Source organism: Priestia sp. RMT2NF4 (assembly GCF_047872835.1).
GTDB classification, from domain to species: domain Bacteria; phylum Bacillota; class Bacilli; order Bacillales; family Bacillaceae_H; genus Priestia; species Priestia zanthoxyli.
On sequence record NZ_JBLQZO010000002.1, the window covers coordinates 595,298 to 613,940 of the forward strand.

Consider the following 18,643-nt stretch of genomic DNA (forward strand, 5'->3'; position numbering starts at 1 on the left):
AAATGCACCTATTAGATTGTTACAATCTTATATCGTATGCTTATTCAGACTCGTCCTAAAAAATGCTATACTTTTCTATAGGACAATTTTCAATTACTTAAGGATGTGAGCACTGTGTCATTTGATGGTATTTTTACATATGGCATTTTACAAGAATTATCTGAGACCTTGGTTTCAGGACGAATTTCAAAAATATATCAGCCGTTTCCAAACGAGTTGATTTTACAAGTACGCGCTAAAGGTGAAAACCGCAAACTTTTAATCTCAGCTCACCCTAACTATTCACGCGTTCATTTTACAAATGAGCCCTATGAAAATCCATCTGAGCCTCCTATGTTTTGTATGCTTCTTCGCAAGCATTTAGAAGGAAGCATTATTGAACAAGTGTATCAGCTTGGATTAGACCGCATTTTAGTCATTGAAACAAAAGGACGAAATGAAATTGGCGACGTGACGTACAAGCAGCTTATTATTGAAATCATGGGAAGACATAGTAATGTTGTACTTGTAGATAAAGAAAAACAAACGATTATCGACAGTATTAAGCATGTTCCAATGGCCTTGAACAGGCATCGTACGCTTCTACCCGGAGCTCCTTACGTACTGCCTCCTAGCCAAGATAAGCTTCATCCATTTGAAGCGGACGAGGAAACCGTGGTTAAAAAAATTGATTTTAATAGCGGAAAGCTAGCCAGTCAGCTAGTGCAGACCTTCTCAGGGCTTTCTCCTTTAATTGCAAATGAAGTAGTGTTTCGCTCTGGCTTAGCGAATCGTTCTACCCTTCCAAAATCATTCGTCGAAACCATGACGCTGATCAAAGAAGGTCAGTTTACACCGACTCTGACAACCGTTAATCAAAAAGACTATTTTTATTTACTCGAATTAACGCATTTAGAGGGTACGAAAAAAACGTATGCAACTATCAGCGAGCTTCTTGACCGCTATTACTACGGGAAAGCAGAGCGAGATCGTGTAAAGCAGCAAGCGCATGATTTAGTACAGTTTATTTCCACCGAGAAAAAGAAAAATGAGAAAAAAATAAAAAAACTTGAGCAAACGCTGCAAAATGCAGAAAAAGCATCTGATTATCAGCTAGCCGGTGAACTCCTTACGGCAAATTTACACCTTGTCAAAAAAGGAGATGCGAAAGTGGATGTTATTAATTATTACGATGAAAATAGCGGTACACTTACGATTTCATTAGATCCGCAAAAATCACCGTCTCAAAATGCTCAAAGCTATTTTACAAAGTATCAAAAAGCGAAAAATTCCGTTTCGATTGTAATCGAACAGATTGAAAAAGCAAACGAAGAAGTACAGTATTTTGAATCACTTATTCAGCAAATGGATACTGCTACTCACAAAGACATTGCCGAGATTCGCGAAGAGCTTGTGGAAGAAGGATATTTGCGCAACCGTCAGCAAAAGCAAGCAAAAAAACAAAAAAACACCACGCCTACACTTGAACAATACGTTTCAAGCGACGGCACGACGATTTTAGTTGGAAAAAACAATAAGCAAAATGAGTATTTAACAAATCGCCTTGCTGCTCGTGATGACGTTTGGTTTCATACGAAAGATATACCGGGTTCTCACGTTGTTATCCGCAGCCAAGAGCCTTCAGAAGAAACAATTTTAGAAGCGGCTCACCTTGCTGCTTACTTTAGTAAAGCCAAGAATTCAAGTTCGGTACCAGTGGACTATACAAAAATTCGCCACGTAAAAAAACCAAGCGGTGCTAAACCTGGTTTTGTGACGTACGATAATCAGCAAACGGTGTACGTAACGCCTAGCGAAGAACTTGTACTGAAGCTGCGCCAGTCATAACAAAAACCCCCTTTCTATATAGGGGGTTTTTAGTTTAGTTCATCCATGAAGGATCTGAAGGATTTTCACGCCATTTAAATAGCTTTTCCATCGCTTCTTCTTCAATGTATCCCGCTTCGTTTGCCGCCTCTACTAGCGTAGAGTAGTCTGTTAAAGAATAAACTTGAAGTTCTTTTTCTTTAAACAGCTGACGCGCTTTTTCCAGCTCATATGTAAAGATAGAAACAACTCCCAGTACTTCACAACCCTGCGCTTTTAATGCATCGACTGCGGTAAATACACTTCCGCCAGTTGAAATCAAATCTTCAATCACAACTACTTTTTGACCTTTTGTTACTTTTCCTTCAATTTGATTTCCTTGTCCATGTTCTTTTGCTTTGCTTCGCACATAGCACATTGGAAGCTCTAGCGCTTCACTTACCCATGCTGCATGAGGAATACCAGCTGTAGCTGTACCAGCAATCACTTCTGCATTGGCAAAATACGTTTTAATTAAATGCTGCAGACCTTTTGCAATTTCTTTTCGCACTTTTGGGTAGCTAAGCGTTAGACGGTTGTCACAATAAATAGGCGACTTAATTCCAGAGGCCCACGTAAACGGATCGTTCGGTTGAAGGCTTACTGCCTCAATATCAATTAATTGTTTTGCAATTTCTTTTCGTAGTTTTGTCATCGCGTAATACGCTCCCCTTTCCACTGCTGTAACATCTCATAATATGCTTTAAGCGGGTCTTTTGCTTTAGTAATAGAACGGCCAACCACAATGGCACTTGAGCCATATTCTCTCGCTAGCTGAGGCGTTGCTACGCGGACTTGGTCATCTACTGAATCTGCCCCCATACGAATACCCGGCGTTACGGTCAAAAAGTCCTCTCCTGCTGCTTTTCGAATCGAAGGCACTTCATGAGTAGAACATACAACGCCGTCTAGTCCGCTTTTTTTAGCAAGCGCTGCATAATGCGTAACCACTTCTTGCATCGAGTGCGTAATCAGCTGCTGCTCTTTTAGCATTTCATCCGATGTACTTGTTAGCTGAGTAACCGCAATACAATCCGGACGTTTTTTGCCAGCAGCGGTTCCTAAGTCAAGTCCTTCAACGGCTGCTTGCATCATATTCGTTCCGCCGGCTGCGTGAACGTTAACCAAATCCACTTCAAGAGAAGCCAAAGACTTCATTCCTTGCTTTACCGTATTGGGAATATCATGAAGCTTTAAGTCTAAGAAAATCTGGTGGTTTTGCTCTTTTAATGCAGAAATAATGGATAGCCCTTCTTTATAAAACAGTTCCATGCCTACTTTCACAAATAATGATTCTTGTTGAAAAGGCATTAAAAACTGCTGTACATCGTTAATTGATGAAAAATCAAGAGCAATGATTAACGGTTGCTTCACGCTTTTTCCAGCTCCTTCCGATACATTCTGAAACATGCTCGTATCCTAATGATGTTAATAGCCTTGGCAGTTCGTCAATGATGGTTGGGCATACATACGGATCGACAAAGTTTGCTGTACCAACCGCTACGGCACTTGCACCTGCATATAAAAATTCAAGTGCATCTTCAGCAGTCGTCACTCCGCCCATACCGATAATTGGAATGTTTACTTTTTGGCTCACTTCATACACCATTCGAATCGCTACCGGTTTAATTGAAGGTCCTGACAGTCCGCCTGTGCCGTTCGCTAAAACCGGCTGAGCTGTTTTCAAATCCAGACGCATCCCGAGAAGCGTATTAATCATCGTTAAGCCATCCGCGCCAGCTTCTTCAACAGCCATTGCCATGTCTACAATATTGGATACGTTTGGTGATAGTTTAACATAAACTGGAACATTTGAAACATCTTTTACCGCTTTTGTTAAACGAGCAGCGATGACAGGATCTACGCCAAACGCAATTCCGCCTTCCTTTACGTTAGGACATGAAATATTCAATTCAAGTGCTTTCACATTTGATACGGTTGAAATTTCTTTTGCTACGTGCACATATTCTTCAATTGAAGCACCGGCTACGTTCGCGATAATCGGCACATCATATTGCTGAAGCCAAACGAGCTCTTCATTCATTACTTTTTCTAGCCCAGGATTTTGTAATCCAATCGCATTTAACATTCCTGCAGATGTCTCCGCTACGCGAGGAGTTGGATTGCCAAAACGAGTTTCAGCAGTAGTCGCTTTAATCATAATGGCTCCAAGTGCATCAAGTGAATAAAATTGAGCATACTCACGCCCAAATCCAAAGCAGCCGGATGCTGGCATAATTGGATTTTTCAAATCTAACCCTGGCAATGTCGTTTTTAGCATACTCATAGAAGCACCTCCCCTGCTTGAAAGACGGGACCGTCGCTGCAGATTTTTTTATACGCCGTAGAATCTTCACTTTCCCTGCATACACATGCAAAGCAAGCGCCGATTCCACAGCCCATTCTTTCTTCTAAAGAAATGTAAAGCGGCTTGTTTGTATAATTATTTTCTAGTGCTTTTAACATCGGAGTTGGACCGCATGAAAACATAACGTCATATGAAAACTGATGCTCGTCAATCACCGTTGTGACAAAACCTTTTGTTCCGTAAGAGCCGTCTACCGTTGCAATATATGTTTCTCCTAAAGCTAAAAACTCTCGTTCATAAAATACGTCTGCTTTTGATTGAAAACCTAGGACGTGGATAACCTGCACGCCTTTTTCACGAAGTCTTTTTGAAAGCTCATAGAGCGGAGGCACTCCAATGCCTCCCCCTACTAATAAAGCCGTTTGACCTGACTCTATCGCATCTAATGGAAAACCGTGGCCAAGGGGACCTAACACGTCAATCGACTGTCCGGCTTGTTTTTCAGCCAGCAGCGATGTTCCCGCCCCTTCTGCACGGTAAATCATCGTAAATTGTTCGTGCGTTTGATCAATTTCTGCAATACTGATTGGTCTGCGAAGCAGTGGCAAATAGTCGTTGTTAACGCGGATATGCACAAACTGCCCCGGCTCATTCATGAAACGAACAAGCTCGCCTTGAAGGGTTAATTCATATACATTGTGTGTTAACGGTCGCTGACTGACGACTTGCATCATTTCATGTTTGATCATACGGTTGTCACCTCTTTGGTTGGACGAACTTTTTTCATTGGCGTTGTATGGAAGCTGATCGTTTCAAGCACTCGTAAAATCGCTTCTGCTGTATCAAGTGATGTTAAGCAAGGTACGCCATTTTCAACTGCTTCACGGCGAATTTTAAATCCGTCACGCGCAGGCTGTTTTCCTTTTGTTAGCGTGTTGATGACCAGCTGCGCTTCACCTTTTCGTATCACATCTAAAAGATTGTGATCTTCATGATGAATTTTATTTACTATTTTTACGCGAATGTCTTCTTTTGTAAACGTTGAAGCTGTTCCTTCCGTTGCAATCACCTGGTAGCCAATATTAGCAAAGCGCTTTGCTAACGCTGTTGCCTCTTCTTTATCTTTATCCGCTACTGTCATAAGTACTGAACCGTACGGCTTAATGGACATACCTGACGCAATTAGTCCTTTATATAATGCTTTTTCGTACGTTGAATCTTGCCCCATTACTTCTCCAGTAGATTTCATTTCAGGTCCAAGCGTAATATCTACGCGGCGCAGCTTTGCAAATGAGAAGACCGGCACTTTTACGTAGACGCCTTCTTCTTCAGGGTGCATGCCTGATTCATACCCAAGATCTTTTAAACTTGTTCCTAAAATAACTTTTGTTGCCACATTCGCCATCGGAATACGCGTGATTTTACTTAAGAACGGCACCGTACGGCTTGAACGAGGATTTACTTCAAGAACAAACACTTCTCCTTTTGATAAGACGAACTGAATGTTAAGCAGGCCAATAATGTTTAAGCCTTTTGCAATTCGTGTTGTGTAATCAATGATTGTATCTTTTACGTCCTGTGACAGAGTTTGCGGTGGATATACAGCGATGGAGTCGCCTGAGTGGACACCCGCGCGCTCTACATGTTCCATAATCCCTGGAATAACCACTGTTTCACCGTCTGAAATGGCATCGACTTCAATTTCTTTTCCTGTTAAGTAGCGGTCGATTAATACAGGATGATCAGCGTGTACTTTTACCGCGTGTTTCATATAATGAAGCAGCTCTTCTTCTTTATACACAATTTCCATCGCGCGTCCGCCCAGTACGTATGAAGGACGTACAAGCACCGGATAACCAATTTCTTTTGCGACAACCACTGCTTCTTCAACTGAAGTAACCGTCTTTCCAAGCGGCTGAGGTACTTCTAAACGCGCTAGCGTCGCTTCGAATTTTTTACGGTCTTCCGCTGCATCTAAGCTTTCAAGCGACGTACCTAAGATCTTGACCCCTCTTGCTTCTAGCTCATCCGCTAAGTTGATTGCTGTTTGACCACCGAACTGTACAACCACACCTTCTGGTTTTTCTAAATCGATGATATGCATCACATCTTCAATCGTCAGCGGCTCGAAGTATAATTTATCTGAAATACTGAAGTCAGTTGATACTGTTTCTGGATTGTTATTGACAATAATCGCTTCGTATCCAGCTTCTTTAATCGCCCACACCGAGTGAACCGTTGCATAGTCAAACTCAATTCCTTGCCCGATGCGGATCGGACCTGACCCTAACACCACAACGCTTTTACGATCTGTAACAATCGATTCATTTTCATCTTCAAACGTGCCGTAGAAATATGGTGTTGTAGATTCAAATTCTGCTGCACATGTATCTACCGTTTTGTATACTGGCATCACGCCGTTTTGTTTGCGGAAGTCGTATACTTCACGCTCTGTTTGATTCCATAGCTTAGCAATCGTGCAGTCTGCAAATCCCATTTCTTTTGCTTCCTGTAAAACTTCTACATTATGAATCTCTTCTTTTAACACATTTTCAAAAGCAATCACTTTTTCAAGTTTTACTAAGAAGAAAAGATCGATTTTGCTCCACTCGTGAATTTGCTGAATTGTTACACCGCGGCGAATGGCTTCTGCGACGTAGAATAATCGCTCATCGCCAGCTTTGCGAATACGTTTTTCAATAATGGCATCATCAAATTCATGCGCATCTTTTAGCTCTAAGTGATGAACGTTTGATTCAAGTGAGCGTACGGCTTTTAAAATTGACTCTTCGAACGTGCGGCCAATTGCCATTACTTCCCCTGTTGCCTTCATCTGTGTACCTAGTTTACGGTTAGCTGATTCAAATTTATCAAACGGCCAGCGTGGAATTTTAGATACGATGTAATCTAGTGCAGGTTCGAAACATGCGTATGTCTTCCCAGTTACCGGGTTCATCATTTCATCTAATGTTAACCCTACCGCAATTTTTGCGGCTAATTTTGCAATTGGATACCCTGTTGCTTTTGATGCTAAGGCCGACGAACGGCTTACACGAGGGTTTACTTCAATTACGTAATACTGGAAGCTTTCTGGGTCTAGTGCTAGCTGAACGTTACATCCGCCTTCGATTTTAAGCGCTCGGATAATTGTTAGTGACGCATTTCTAAGCAGCTGATACTCACGGTCGCTTAGCGTTTGGCTTGGTGCTACAACAATTGAATCTCCCGTATGAATACCGACCGGGTCAAAGTTTTCCATATTACATACTACAATCGCATTATCGTTTGCATCGCGCATTACTTCATATTCAATTTCTTTAAAGCCTGCAATGCTTTTCTCAAGTAAGCACTGTGTTACAGGACTGTGTTTTAACCCACTTGTTACAATTTCAATCAGCTCTTGCTCGTTGTTACAAATTCCGCCTCCCGTACCGCCAAGCGTATAAGCAGGACGCACGATTACCGGATAGTTTACTTGTTCAACAAACGCATACGCTTCGTCTAGTGAATGAATGATTTCACTTGCTGGGACAGGCTGATTTAGTTCATTCATTAATGAACGGAACTGCTCACGGTCTTCAGCTTGTTCAATCGCTGATAATTTTGTCCCGAGAATTTCTACGTTAAATTCTTCTAAAATGCCCGTTTCGTGTAATTCTACCGCTAAGTTCAGTCCCGTTTGACCGCCAAGCGTTGGAAGCAGTGCATCCGGGCGTTCTTTACGAATAATTGAGCTTACAAATTCAACCGTTAGAGGTTCAATATATACTTTGTCTGCCATTTCTGAATCTGTCATGATTGTTGCAGGATTGGAGTTCACAAGAATAACTTTGTATCCTTCTTCTTTTAACGCAATACATGCTTGCGCTCCTGCATAGTCAAACTCTGCCGCCTGTCCAATGACGATTGGTCCTGATCCGATTACGAGAATTGTGTTAATATCTTGACGTTTTGGCATTAGCAATTACCTACTTTCTGATTGTTTTTCATAAGATCCATAAATTCGTTGAACAATCCGTTTGCATCTTCAGGTCCCGGTGATGCTTCAGGGTGATACTGAACCGTAAATGCCGGATATTCTTTATGCTTTACTCCTTCAACTGTTCCATCGTTAAGCGCAACGTGCGTCACTTCTAATGGCGTGTTGACAAGAGATGGCTCACACACTGTATAGCCGTGGTTTTGAGATGTAAGAGCTACTTTATTGGTTTTTAGATCCTTTACAGGATGGTTGGATCCACGATGACCAAATTTCATTTTTTCTGTATCTGCTCCGCATGCTAGGGCAAACAGCTGATGTCCTAAACAAATTCCGAAAAGCGGAACCTTCCCTAAAACCCCTTGAATCATCTCGATTGCTTCAGGTACGTCTTTTGGGTCTCCAGGTCCGTTGCTTAACATGATGCCATCTGGATTTAATTGAAGAATTTCTTGCGCAGTTACGTTATAAGGAACCACAATCACGTCGCATTGACGAGCTGTTAATTCACGTAAAATTCCGTGTTTCATTCCAAAGTCAACGAGTACCACTTTTTTACCTCTGCCTGGGCTTGGGTAAGGCTTCACCGTTGATACTTTTTTAACTGAATCAGTCGGAAGTTCATGATTTTGAAGCTGTGCTACCACTTCTTCTACATTGACTTCCATGCTGCACACGCGTCCGCGAAGCGCACCGTGCTGACGAATTTTTCGCGTTAATTTTCGCGTGTCGATTCCAGCTAATCCTGGAATATCTTTTTGTTTTAAAAATTCATCTACTGATAGTTCGCTTCTGAAGTTTGAAGGAGCATCACAAATTTCTTTTACAATCAAACCGTGTACAGCTGGTTCAATCGACTCAAAGTCATCGCGGTTAATACCGTAGTTTCCGATTAAAGGATATGTTAATGTCACAATTTGTGCACAGTATGATGGATCAGATAGAATTTCTTGATATCCTGTCATTCCCGTGTTGAAAACAACTTCTCCTGTCATTTCTTTGTCGCTGCCGAATCCTTTTCCGATAAATACTGTTCCATCTTCTAAAATTAGTTGACGTTGCATGCTTTAACATCCTCCCATACTCGTTTACCTTCTACTAATGTCATTACCGGCCAACCTTTGCATACCCAGTTAGCAAACGGCGTGTTTTTACCTTTGGATACAAATTCTTCTGGATTAATTGCTTTTTCTGTTTCAAGATCAATGATGGTTAAATCCGCTGTTTTTCCCACTTCAATCGTGCCATAAGGAAGATTGAATGTTTCAGCCGGCTTGTTTGTTAAATACGATACTAGCTGCGCTAGCGTCATTACTTCTTTTAATACCAAGTTTGTATAAAGAAGCGGGAAAGCTGTTTCAAGTCCCACAATTCCAAACGGCGCAAGCTCCATGCCTTCTGCTTTTTCGTCCGCTGTGTGCGGTGCGTGATCAGTGGCGATAAAATCAAGCGTTCCGTCTAATAAAGCTTCAATTAATGCCTGTTGATCATCTTTTCCTCGAAGCGGCGGATTCATTTTGAAATTCGAATCAAGTCCCGGGATATCTTCTTCATTTAGTAACAGATGATGAGGCGTTACTTCTGCAGTTACGCGAATGCCTGCTTTTTTCGCATCACGAATGGCGCGAATGGATTCTTTTGTACTTACGTGACACACATGGTAGTGACAGTTTGCTGCTTCAGCAAGCAGGACATCTCGTGCAATTTGAACGGCTTCGCAGATAGATGGGATACCGTTTAGTCCATGTTCTTTTGCAAATTTCCCGTCGTGTACGCAGCCTTTGTTAATTAAATCATTATCTTCACAGTGTGCAACGATTGCTTTGTTTAATGAAGCGGCTTTTTTCATCGCTTCTAGCATCATTCCTGTTGACTGAACCCCTACTCCATCATCTGTAAAAGCAAATGCTCCCGCTTCTTTTAAGCCTTCAAAGTCCGTTAATTCTTTTCCCAATTGACGAGTAGTAATCGATGCGTACGGTAACACGCGCACATGTGCTGTTTCTTCAATGCGCTTGTTTACCCACTCCATTTGTTCAACAGTATCAGGCACTGGACGCGTGTTCGGCATTGCAGCAATTGCTGTAAAACCGCCCTTTGCAGCTGCTAGAGTACCTGTTTCAATTGTTTCTTTCTTTTCTCCCCCTGGCTCACGCAAGTGAACGTGGACATCGATTAAACCCGGTGATAAGAAGTTCCCGCCTGCATCAATGACTTCTTCATTCTGTACGTCAATGTGTGAAGCTATTTCAGCAATTACACCATTTTCAATTTTCAGTTCGACTTTTTCAATTTTTCCTTCATTTAACCATGTAGCATTTTTGATAATTGTTGTCATTATTAAGTCCCCTTTCAATTGGTTGTAGCGCTCTTGCTAATACTGCCATGCGAATGTATACGCCATTTTGCATTTGTTTAAAAATTCTTGAGCGTTCACATTCAACGAGCTCATCTGCAATTTCGACTCCTCTGTTCACCGGAGCTGGATGAAGAATAATGCTATGTGATTTCATTTTCCGCTCTCGTTCAACGGTTAATCCGAAGCGGCTATGGTAGTTCTTTGCAAGCTCTGAAGTGTTCTCTTCATGCCTTTCAAATTGAATACGCAGTAGCATCACAACATCGACCGTTTCGATTGCTTCATCGATATCAAGATATGTACCGTGTCTGTTCTCTTCATCTTTCCATTCTTCAGGTCCCGCAAAATATACGGTCGCCCCTAGTTTTGTCAGCATTTCTGCATTCGATCTCGCTACGCGGCTATGTCGCAAATCTCCGACTATTGCGACTTTTAATCCTTTAAACGAGCCGAACTCTTGGCGAATTGTCAGTAGATCAAGCAGACACTGAGTTGGATGCTGACCGCATCCGTCTCCTGCATTAATGATGGGAATCGATACTTTTTCCTGCAGTGCTTCATAATAACGATCTTGCGGGTGGCGAATAACAACTGACTGAACACCGATTGAAGCTAATGTTTCAATCGTGTCATAAAGCGTTTCTCCTTTTTGGACGCTTGAAGTTGTTACTTCAAACGGAATTGTTGTTAATCCTAGCTGCTGTTCTGCCATTTCAAAGCTGCATCGAGTACGCGTGCTCGCTTCAAAAAATAAGTTGGCAACAAACATTTTCTCTTCCGGTTTCCATCCTTGTTTATTCGTTCGATAGTTTTCAGCGCTGTCTAAAATCTCTAGAATTTCATTTGTTTCTAGTGTTGAGACTGTCACTAAATGTTTCATATCGATTCCCTCCATTTTTGCTTTCCTCGCATTTCTTTATAAAAAACACCCTTTCTAACTTAGAAAGGGTGTAAGAAAACAAGCTTCGTCTATAACGCGCTTTTCACACACCCTTAGAAACCTCTCTGGATTTCAATTAAAAGGCGTTCTATGAAATTTTTCGTGCTGACGTTTGTTGAACGTTTTCTGCTTCTTTTATCTTCTCTTTCGGCAGAACTAGATTCAGCAGAACTCCCATGATAGCAGACAGTGCCATGCTATCAATCTTTACATGTTCTGAGATATCTAAGTGTGCTCCTCCGATTCCTAACACTAAGATAATCGAAGCAATCATTAAGTTTCGTTTTGATCCAAGATCTACCTTTGCATCTACCATCATGCGCAAGCCTGATGAAGCAATGATTCCGAATAAGAGAATTGAAATCCCGCCCATGACCGGCGTTGGTATACTTGAAATAAGAGCGTTGATTTTGCCGACAAACCCGAACAAAATCGCGAAGACTGCTGCTCCTGCTATTACAAATACGCTAAGCACCTTTGTGATGGCTAACACTCCGATGTTCTCACCATATGTTGTGTTTGGAGGTCCGCCGATCAGCGCAGCAAGCATAGTGGCTACTCCGTCTCCTAAAATCGATCTGTGCAGCCCTGGCTTTTCAATATAGTTTCGATCCACAATCTTATTTAAGACGAGAATGTGTCCGATATGTTCTGAGAGTGTTACGACTGCTACAGGTACCATGATAAGCACAATCCCTAATGAAATGGACGGCGTGTATGTGACGAACGGCACGTAGAAGTGAGGTACTTCAATCCACTCTGCTTTCACTACCTTTGAAAAGTCTACCAATCCTTGTGTATAAGCGAAGATGTATCCGCCGATAATTCCCATCAGTACCGGAATCAGACTGATAATATTTTTAAAGAAGATTGAGCAAGCAACTGTTATCGCTAGTGTCACAAGTGCAACCATCAGGTAAGTTAAGCTGTAATTTCCATTTGCATCGTTCATAGCCATGCCTACTGCTGTATTAGCTAGTCCTAAGCCTATAACCATAATAACTGGTCCTACTACAACCGGAGGAAGCAGCTTCATAATCCAATTAATTCCTGTTCCTTTTATAATCAAAGCAACAATTCCATAAACAAGTCCGGCTAAGAAACAGCCAACCATCGTTTCTTCAGGTCCAAACGAAGCTTTTGCGAAAATAATTGGCGTGATGAACGCGAACGATGAACCAAGATAAGAAGGAATTTGACCTCTTGTAATGAGCAGGAAAGCGAGCGTTCCTACCCCGCTTGAAATCAAAGCAATTGCCGGGCTGAACCCTACCAGGAACGGCACTAACACCGTCGACCCAAACATTGCAAACAAATGCTGTAGACTCAATGTTAACCAATTTACTGCTTTTGGTTTATCATGTATATCAAGTACAAAATCTCGTTGTTGACTCATATGTTTTTCCTCCTATCACTATTAAAAAACCTCTTTACGCAGAGGCAAAGAGGTTTTCAGCATACAAGGAAGACCCTTATACCGCAGTATAGTTTTCCTTGTATAGTGACCCCCCTTTTGCAGCCTCACGGGACTACCATTTAAAAGGGTATATAATTTATTTTTCGTAAATAGACACGTGGTCTTTTTCGTCTACTTCCATTAAATGCACCGCAATTTTTTCACTTTTAGCTGTCGGTACGTTTTTGCCAACATAGTCTGCTCGAATCGGCAGCTCGCGGTGCCCTCTATCCACTAAAACAGCCAGCTGAATGAGTTCAGGTCGGCCGATATCAATCAGTGCATCAAGTGCTGCTCGAACCGTACGGCCCGTATATAACACATCGTCTACTAAGATGACGTTCTTATTTGCAATATCTGTCGGAATATCTGATCCTTTTACGAGAGGCTCATCATTGCTTGTCACTTTCGATAAATCATCTCGGTAAAGCGTGATGTCTAGTTCTCCGACTGGCAATGTATTTCCTTCAATTTGTGCAATTCGTTCTGCTAAACGTTTTGCGATATAAATACCTCGCGTTTTAATCCCCACTAGCACACAATTTTCGATTCCTTTATTCTTTTCAATAATCTCATGTGCAATTCGAGTTAAAGCGCGGCGGATAGCCTGTTCGTCAAGTACGGTAGCTTTTACGTTCACTGTTTTTCACCTCAAGTTGTTGACATAAAAAAATCCTCTTGCCTTGAGGCAAGAGGATTTGGTTTTAGACATATTTCTTCAAAAAGGCTATAAGCATGCCTTTTCTGCACCGTTTCCTTCTCAGCCTCTCTGGACTGTTCTTAAAGGTTCTTATTAAGTTAATACAAGTATGCCATCACTTATGGCAGTTGTCAACTTCTTTTTTCAATAAGCTCTAGCATCTCATTAAACTCTTTTGGAGCCGGTGCTTCAAATTCCATATACTCATTTGTACGAGGGTGAATAAAGCCTAATACACCTGCATGAAGCGCTTGTCCGTCAATCGGAAGCGTTTTTTTCGGTCCGTACTTCGGATCTCCAGCAAGCGGAAAGCCAATATACTTCATATGAACGCGAATTTGGTGTGTTCGCCCCGTTTCTAGCTTACATTCGACTAGTGAAAAATCTTTAAAACGCTGCAATACAGTAAAGTGCGTCACTGCATCACGACTATTTTCATCAGTCACCGTCATGCTTTGACGATCTTGCTTATCTCGGCCGATTGGCGCATCAATTGTACCGTGATCGTGCGCAATTACTCCGTGAACGATAGCTTTATAGCGACGCGTCACTGTTTTAGCTACAAGCTGACTAACTAGTGATTCATGAGCTAAATCATTTTTTGCAACCATAAGTAAACCTGACGTATCTTTATCAATTCGATGAACGATACCAGGGCGCATAACGCCGTTAATACCGGATAAATCTTTACAGTGAGCCATTAAGCCGTTTACAAGCGTGCCGCTATGATGACCTGGAGCTGGATGTACAACCATGCCGCGAGGTTTATTTACAACAAGCACATCTTGATCTTCATAATAAATATCTAAATCCATTTCTTCCGCTACCACATCAAGCTCCTCTAGTTCCGGCACTTCAATAATAATAGCGTCTCCTGTTTTACATTTATAGTTTCCTTTAACGGTTTTATCATTCACTTTTGCATGACCTTCTTTGATCCACTGCTGCACTTGTGAACGTGACCATTCTGCATTTACAGTCGAAAGTACTTTATCAATACGTTCTCCCGCTTGTTCTTCATTTATAACTGTTTCAATTACATTCATTCTTTGTGCTCCTTCTTCATTTTCCCTTCAAACAGCGTCATAATAAACATGATGATTACTCCGACGACAAGTGCCGAATCAGCTACGTTAAAAATCGGAAAATCATACGTAAAGATGTATGTATTTACGAAATCAACTACTTCTTTACGGACCACTCGATCAATAAAGTTTCCAATGGCGCCGCCTAACATTAATGCTAGCGCAATACCGAACCATTTATCTTGTTTTTTGAGCTTTTGAATATAAATTATTAAACCGACTACCACAACCACCGTAATGAGATAAAAGAACCACATCTGTCCTTGTAGAATACCCCACGCGGCTCCTCTGTTACGATGAGAGGTAATGTAAAGAAAGTTTTCAATTACGGTAATGCTTTGTCCATAATACATTTCTTTTACAATCATCCATTTTGTTACCTGATCAATAAGTATAACAGCTAAAGCGATAAGATAATAAAACACAAACGTTTTCCTCCCGCAATAAAATCAAACGAATCCATACTAAAGCATTTTAGCACATAATTCATTTTTTTTCTCGCTTCTCACCAGAAAACAAATAAATCTTCGTTTGTGCGGGCCGTCGGCATTACTTTTAATTTATGAATAGACATCACTTCGCCAGTTAGTTCATCAATTCCAAACGCACCAACGTCAAGCTTTGCTAGCGCGTGTTCTACATCTTTTAAATCGGCTTTAATCATTTCTATTACGTAACGTTCCTTTTCATCTATATAACCAGATTGTTCTGTAGCATATCTCAATAGGCGATCTTGTAATTCTTCTTTGATAAGAGCTAATTCCTGTCCAATGGAAAGATAATTTTCATACATGCAAACGCCTCCTGTGCTGATAAGATGAAGTATTAATGATGTTAGGTTTACCGAGTTTTCCATCGAATCTACAACACAAGTTTTTCCTAAGGCTTTGAATGCTTTATACCATTGTATTTGGGAATTTCGTACAGCAAAAAACACGCCCAAAAAGGACGTGCTTTTGTTCATTACTGCTGAACGTAGTGATTTTTCACAACATCCGCACAGCGTGTACATAAAGTTGGGTGATCTTGATCTTCGCCAACTGTTGGTGATACTACCCAGCAGCGCTCACACTTCTCACCTTCTGCTTTACTTACAACAATTGAAGCATAGCTGAATTTTTGTGCTTCAGCAGGCGCTTCACCTTCTGCTACTTCAAGATCTGAAACGATGAAGAGTTGACCTACATTTTCAGAAATAGAGGCTAACAGCTCTTTCGTATCTGCTGTTGGATACAGCGTTAATTTTGCTTCTAAAGACTTACCGATTACTTTTTCATTACGAGCTTGTTCTAGCGCTTTTAAGACTTCATCGCGAAGCTCCATGAACGCATCCCATTTCTCTACTAATTGATCTGCTCCTTCAATTTCTTGAACCTCTGGCATATCAACTAGCTGCGCGCTTTCTTCCGTTACGTTCGGAATGTGAACCCATACTTCGTCTGCTGTATGAGAAAGAATTGGAGACACTAATTTCGTTAACGATAATAACGTTTCATAAAGAACTGTTTGAATGCTGCGACGCTCTACATTATTTTCTGCTTCAATGTACAATACATCTTTTGCAAAGTCTAAGTAGAATGAACTCATATCAATTGTACAGAAATTATGCACTGCGTGATAAATGCTTGAGAATTCATATGAATCATAAGATTTTTTCACTTTATCAATTAATTTGTTCAGCTTCACAAGCATGTAGCGATCTACTTCACGAAGGTCTTCAACGGCTACAGCGTCAGTTGTTGGATTAAAGTCCGCTAGGTTTCCTAGTAAGAAACGGAACGTGTTGCGGATTTTACGATATACTTCTGCTACTTGTTTTAAAATGTTATTAGATACACGAACATCCGCTTGGTAATCTACAGAAGCTACCCATAGACGTAAAATATCCGCACCTAGTTGTTTCATTACTTTTTCTGGAATTACAACATTCCCTAATGACTTACTCATTTTGCGACCTTCACCGTCTAAAGCAAATCCGTGGCTAAGTACGCCTTTATAAGGTGCTTCACCTGTTACAGCTACACTTGTAGAAAGACTTGAATTAAACCAGCCGCGGTATTGGTCAGAACCTTCTAAATACAAATCAGCCGGACGCTGTAAGTCTTCACGCTCTTCAAGAACAGCTTGATGTGAAGAACCAGAGTCAAACCATACGTCCATGATGTCTGTTTCTTTTGTGAAACGGCCATTTGGGCTTCCTTCATGAGTAAAGCCTTCTGGAAGCAAGTCTTTTGCTTCACGCTCAAACCATACGTTTGATCCATGTTCTCTAAATAGATTTGATACGTGCTCAATTGTCTCGTCCGTAATGATTGGCTCATCATTTTCAGCATAAAATACTGGAATCGGAACGCCCCATGCACGTTGACGAGAAATACACCAGTCTCCGCGGTCACGCACCATGTTATAAAGTCGCGTTTCACCCCAAGTAGGCACCCATTCTGTTTTTTCTACTGCTTTTAATAAATCTTCACGGAAATCTTTAATAGACGCAAACCACTGTGCTGTTGCACGGAAAATTGTTGGTTTCTTCGTACGCCAGTCATGTGGATATGAGTGGGTAATGAAACTTAATTTTAACAGCGCGCCTTCTTCTTCTAGTTTGTCTGTAATCGGCTTATTCGCTTTATCATAGAATAATCCTTCAAATCCTGGTGCTTCATTCGTCATATGACCCTTACTATCAACTGGACAAAGAACTTCCAAACCATATTTTTGACCAACGATAAAGTCGTCTTCCCCGTGTCCCGGTGCTGTATGAACACAGCCAGTACCAGCATCAGTCGTTACGTGATCGCCAAGAACAACTAAAGAATCACGCTTGTAGATTGGATGTTCAGCTACCACGCGTTCAAGTTCTGAACCTTTTACTGTACGAAGTGTCTTATAGTCAGCCCATTCAATTTCTTTAGCAACTGTTTCAATAAGTTCAGTTGCTACTACATATTTTGCTCCATCTGCTTCAACTACGCTGTACTGAAGCTCGGGATTGACAGCAATCCCTTGGTTAGCTGGCATTGTCCATGGTGTTGTCGTCCAAATGATGAATTTTTCATCTTGTTCAAGCACGCCTTTACCATCTTTCACATTAAACGCTACGTAAATAGAAGCTGAACGCTTGTCATAGTATTCAATTTCCGCTTCTGCTAAAGCAGATTCACTTGAAGGGGACCAGTATACAGGTTTTAATCCTTTGTAGATATAGCCTTTTTTCGCCATATCGCCAAATACCTTGATTTGCTGCGCTTCGTACTGTGGCTGAAGCGTTACATATGGATTATCCCAATCTCCGCGTACGCCTAAACGCTTGAACTGCTCACGCTGGCCGTTTACTTGTTCCCAAGCATACTGTTCGCAAAGCTTACGGAATTCAGCTACTGTCATTTCTTTGCGGTTTACTTTTTTATTTTTTGTTAAAGCCGTTTCAATTGGCAAGCCGTGTGTATCCCAGCCTGGCACATAAGGTGCGCAGAAGCCTGACATCGACTTATAGCGAACGATAAAATCTTTTAAAATTTTATTTAAGGCATGTCCCATGTGAATATCGCCATTGGCATATGGAGGTCCATCATGCAGGACGAATAGCGGACGGCCTTCCGTACGTTTTTGTACTTTTTCATAAATATTCATTTCAGCCCACTGTTCTTGCATTTTAGGCTCGCGGTTCGGTAAATTTCCACGCATAGGAAATTCAGTTTTTGGCATCAATAATGTATCTTTATATTCCATGTTTTACCCTCCAAAAAAAAACGTAAATTTCATATCTTTTTGCACCATAACAAAAAGACCTCCTCATCCCAAAAAGGGACGAGAAGGCCTCCCGCGGTACCACCCTAGTAGATTTGCTGCACGCAAATCCTCTTTGCATTCGTAACGTGAATAAACCGCCACTGCTTACTATCATCATTTCAGCAATGGTACTCTAGGGTGATTTTCACTTTTTTGTTTGTTATCGAGCTCGCACCATCCTC

General features: G+C 41.3%; 15 protein-coding genes and 1 other annotated feature (1 of these 16 only partly in view). Of the genes, 1 reads left to right on the top strand and 14 read right to left on the bottom strand.

Translation table 11 applies throughout. From position 1 onward, the window contains the following. Window positions 1-114: 114 nt before the first annotated feature. Entirely contained in the window at window positions 115-1,827 is a 1,713-nt protein-coding gene (locus ACMX9J_RS12200; protein WP_176343453.1) for an Rqc2 family fibronectin-binding protein, read from the top strand. A gap of 34 nt (window positions 1,828-1,861) precedes the next feature. Here ACMX9J_RS12200 and pyrE read toward each other — a convergent pair whose 3' ends face one another. The 14 genes from pyrE to ileS all read right to left on the bottom strand — a co-directional run bounded on the left by pyrE (window position 1,862) and on the right by ileS (window position 18,401). Continuing rightward, on the bottom strand, window positions 1,862-2,500 hold the full coding sequence (gene pyrE, locus ACMX9J_RS12205) for an orotate phosphoribosyltransferase (RefSeq protein WP_029715075.1): 639 nt from the start codon (window positions 2,498-2,500) through the stop codon (window positions 1,862-1,864). Further along, window positions 2,497-3,219 (bottom strand): orotidine-5'-phosphate decarboxylase, encoded by a 723-nt coding sequence (gene pyrF / locus ACMX9J_RS12210; RefSeq protein ID WP_028411462.1) that lies wholly within the window; start codon window positions 3,217-3,219, stop codon window positions 2,497-2,499. Before pyrF ends, pyrE begins: the two co-directional genes overlap by 4 nt. Beyond that, entirely contained in the window at window positions 3,191-4,132 is a 942-nt protein-coding gene (locus ACMX9J_RS12215) for a dihydroorotate dehydrogenase (protein WP_013058933.1), read from the bottom strand. The genes pyrF and ACMX9J_RS12215 overlap by 29 nt, the downstream gene beginning before the upstream one ends. Further along, on the bottom strand, window positions 4,129-4,902 hold the full coding sequence (locus tag ACMX9J_RS12220) for a dihydroorotate dehydrogenase electron transfer subunit (protein WP_034265289.1): 774 nt from the start codon (window positions 4,900-4,902) through the stop codon (window positions 4,129-4,131). Before ACMX9J_RS12220 ends, ACMX9J_RS12215 begins: the two co-directional genes overlap by 4 nt. Continuing rightward, complete coding sequence (gene carB, locus ACMX9J_RS12225) at window positions 4,899-8,111, bottom strand: carbamoyl-phosphate synthase large subunit (protein ID WP_014458390.1); 3,213 nt, start codon at window positions 8,109-8,111, stop codon at window positions 4,899-4,901. Before carB ends, ACMX9J_RS12220 begins: the two co-directional genes overlap by 4 nt. Next, entirely contained in the window at window positions 8,111-9,196 is a 1,086-nt protein-coding gene (locus ACMX9J_RS12230) for a carbamoyl phosphate synthase small subunit (RefSeq protein ID WP_028411464.1), read from the bottom strand. The genes carB and ACMX9J_RS12230 overlap by 1 nt, the downstream gene beginning before the upstream one ends. Beyond that, window positions 9,181-10,470: a dihydroorotase gene (locus tag ACMX9J_RS12235; protein ID WP_176343452.1), complete on the bottom strand. Its 1,290-nt coding sequence runs from the start codon at window positions 10,468-10,470 to the stop codon at window positions 9,181-9,183. The genes ACMX9J_RS12230 and ACMX9J_RS12235 overlap by 16 nt, the downstream gene beginning before the upstream one ends. Then, window positions 10,433-11,371 carry an aspartate carbamoyltransferase catalytic subunit gene (locus tag ACMX9J_RS12240; RefSeq protein ID WP_028411466.1) on the bottom strand — a complete coding sequence of 313 codons (939 nt, stop codon included), beginning with the start codon at window positions 11,369-11,371 and terminating at the stop codon, window positions 10,433-10,435. Before ACMX9J_RS12240 ends, ACMX9J_RS12235 begins: the two co-directional genes overlap by 38 nt. Window positions 11,372-11,519: 148 nt before the next feature. Next, entirely contained in the window at window positions 11,520-12,827 is a 1,308-nt protein-coding gene (locus ACMX9J_RS12245; RefSeq protein ID WP_176343451.1) for a solute carrier family 23 protein, read from the bottom strand. A 157-nt stretch (window positions 12,828-12,984) separates the two neighbouring features. Further along, window positions 12,985-13,527: a bifunctional pyr operon transcriptional regulator/uracil phosphoribosyltransferase PyrR gene (gene pyrR, locus ACMX9J_RS12250; RefSeq protein WP_013058940.1), complete on the bottom strand. Its 543-nt coding sequence runs from the start codon at window positions 13,525-13,527 to the stop codon at window positions 12,985-12,987. A 191-nt stretch (window positions 13,528-13,718) separates the two neighbouring features. Beyond that, window positions 13,719-14,633: an RluA family pseudouridine synthase gene (locus ACMX9J_RS12255; RefSeq protein ID WP_013058941.1), complete on the bottom strand. Its 915-nt coding sequence runs from the start codon at window positions 14,631-14,633 to the stop codon at window positions 13,719-13,721. Continuing rightward, complete coding sequence (gene lspA, locus ACMX9J_RS12260) at window positions 14,630-15,097, bottom strand: signal peptidase II (RefSeq protein ID WP_013084844.1); 468 nt, start codon at window positions 15,095-15,097, stop codon at window positions 14,630-14,632. The genes ACMX9J_RS12255 and lspA overlap by 4 nt, the downstream gene beginning before the upstream one ends. An 80-nt stretch (window positions 15,098-15,177) precedes the next feature. Next, complete coding sequence (locus tag ACMX9J_RS12265; RefSeq protein ID WP_028411468.1) at window positions 15,178-15,465, bottom strand: conjugal transfer protein TraR; 288 nt, start codon at window positions 15,463-15,465, stop codon at window positions 15,178-15,180. Window positions 15,466-15,635: 170 nt separating this feature from the next. Further along, window positions 15,636-18,401, bottom strand: a complete 2,766-nt coding sequence (ileS, locus tag ACMX9J_RS12270) for an isoleucine--tRNA ligase (protein WP_416225823.1) — start codon at window positions 18,399-18,401, stop codon at window positions 15,636-15,638. Window positions 18,402-18,472: 71 nt separating this feature from the next. Next, window positions 18,473-18,643: a binding site (T-box leader), on the bottom strand (it continues 50 nt past the right edge of the window).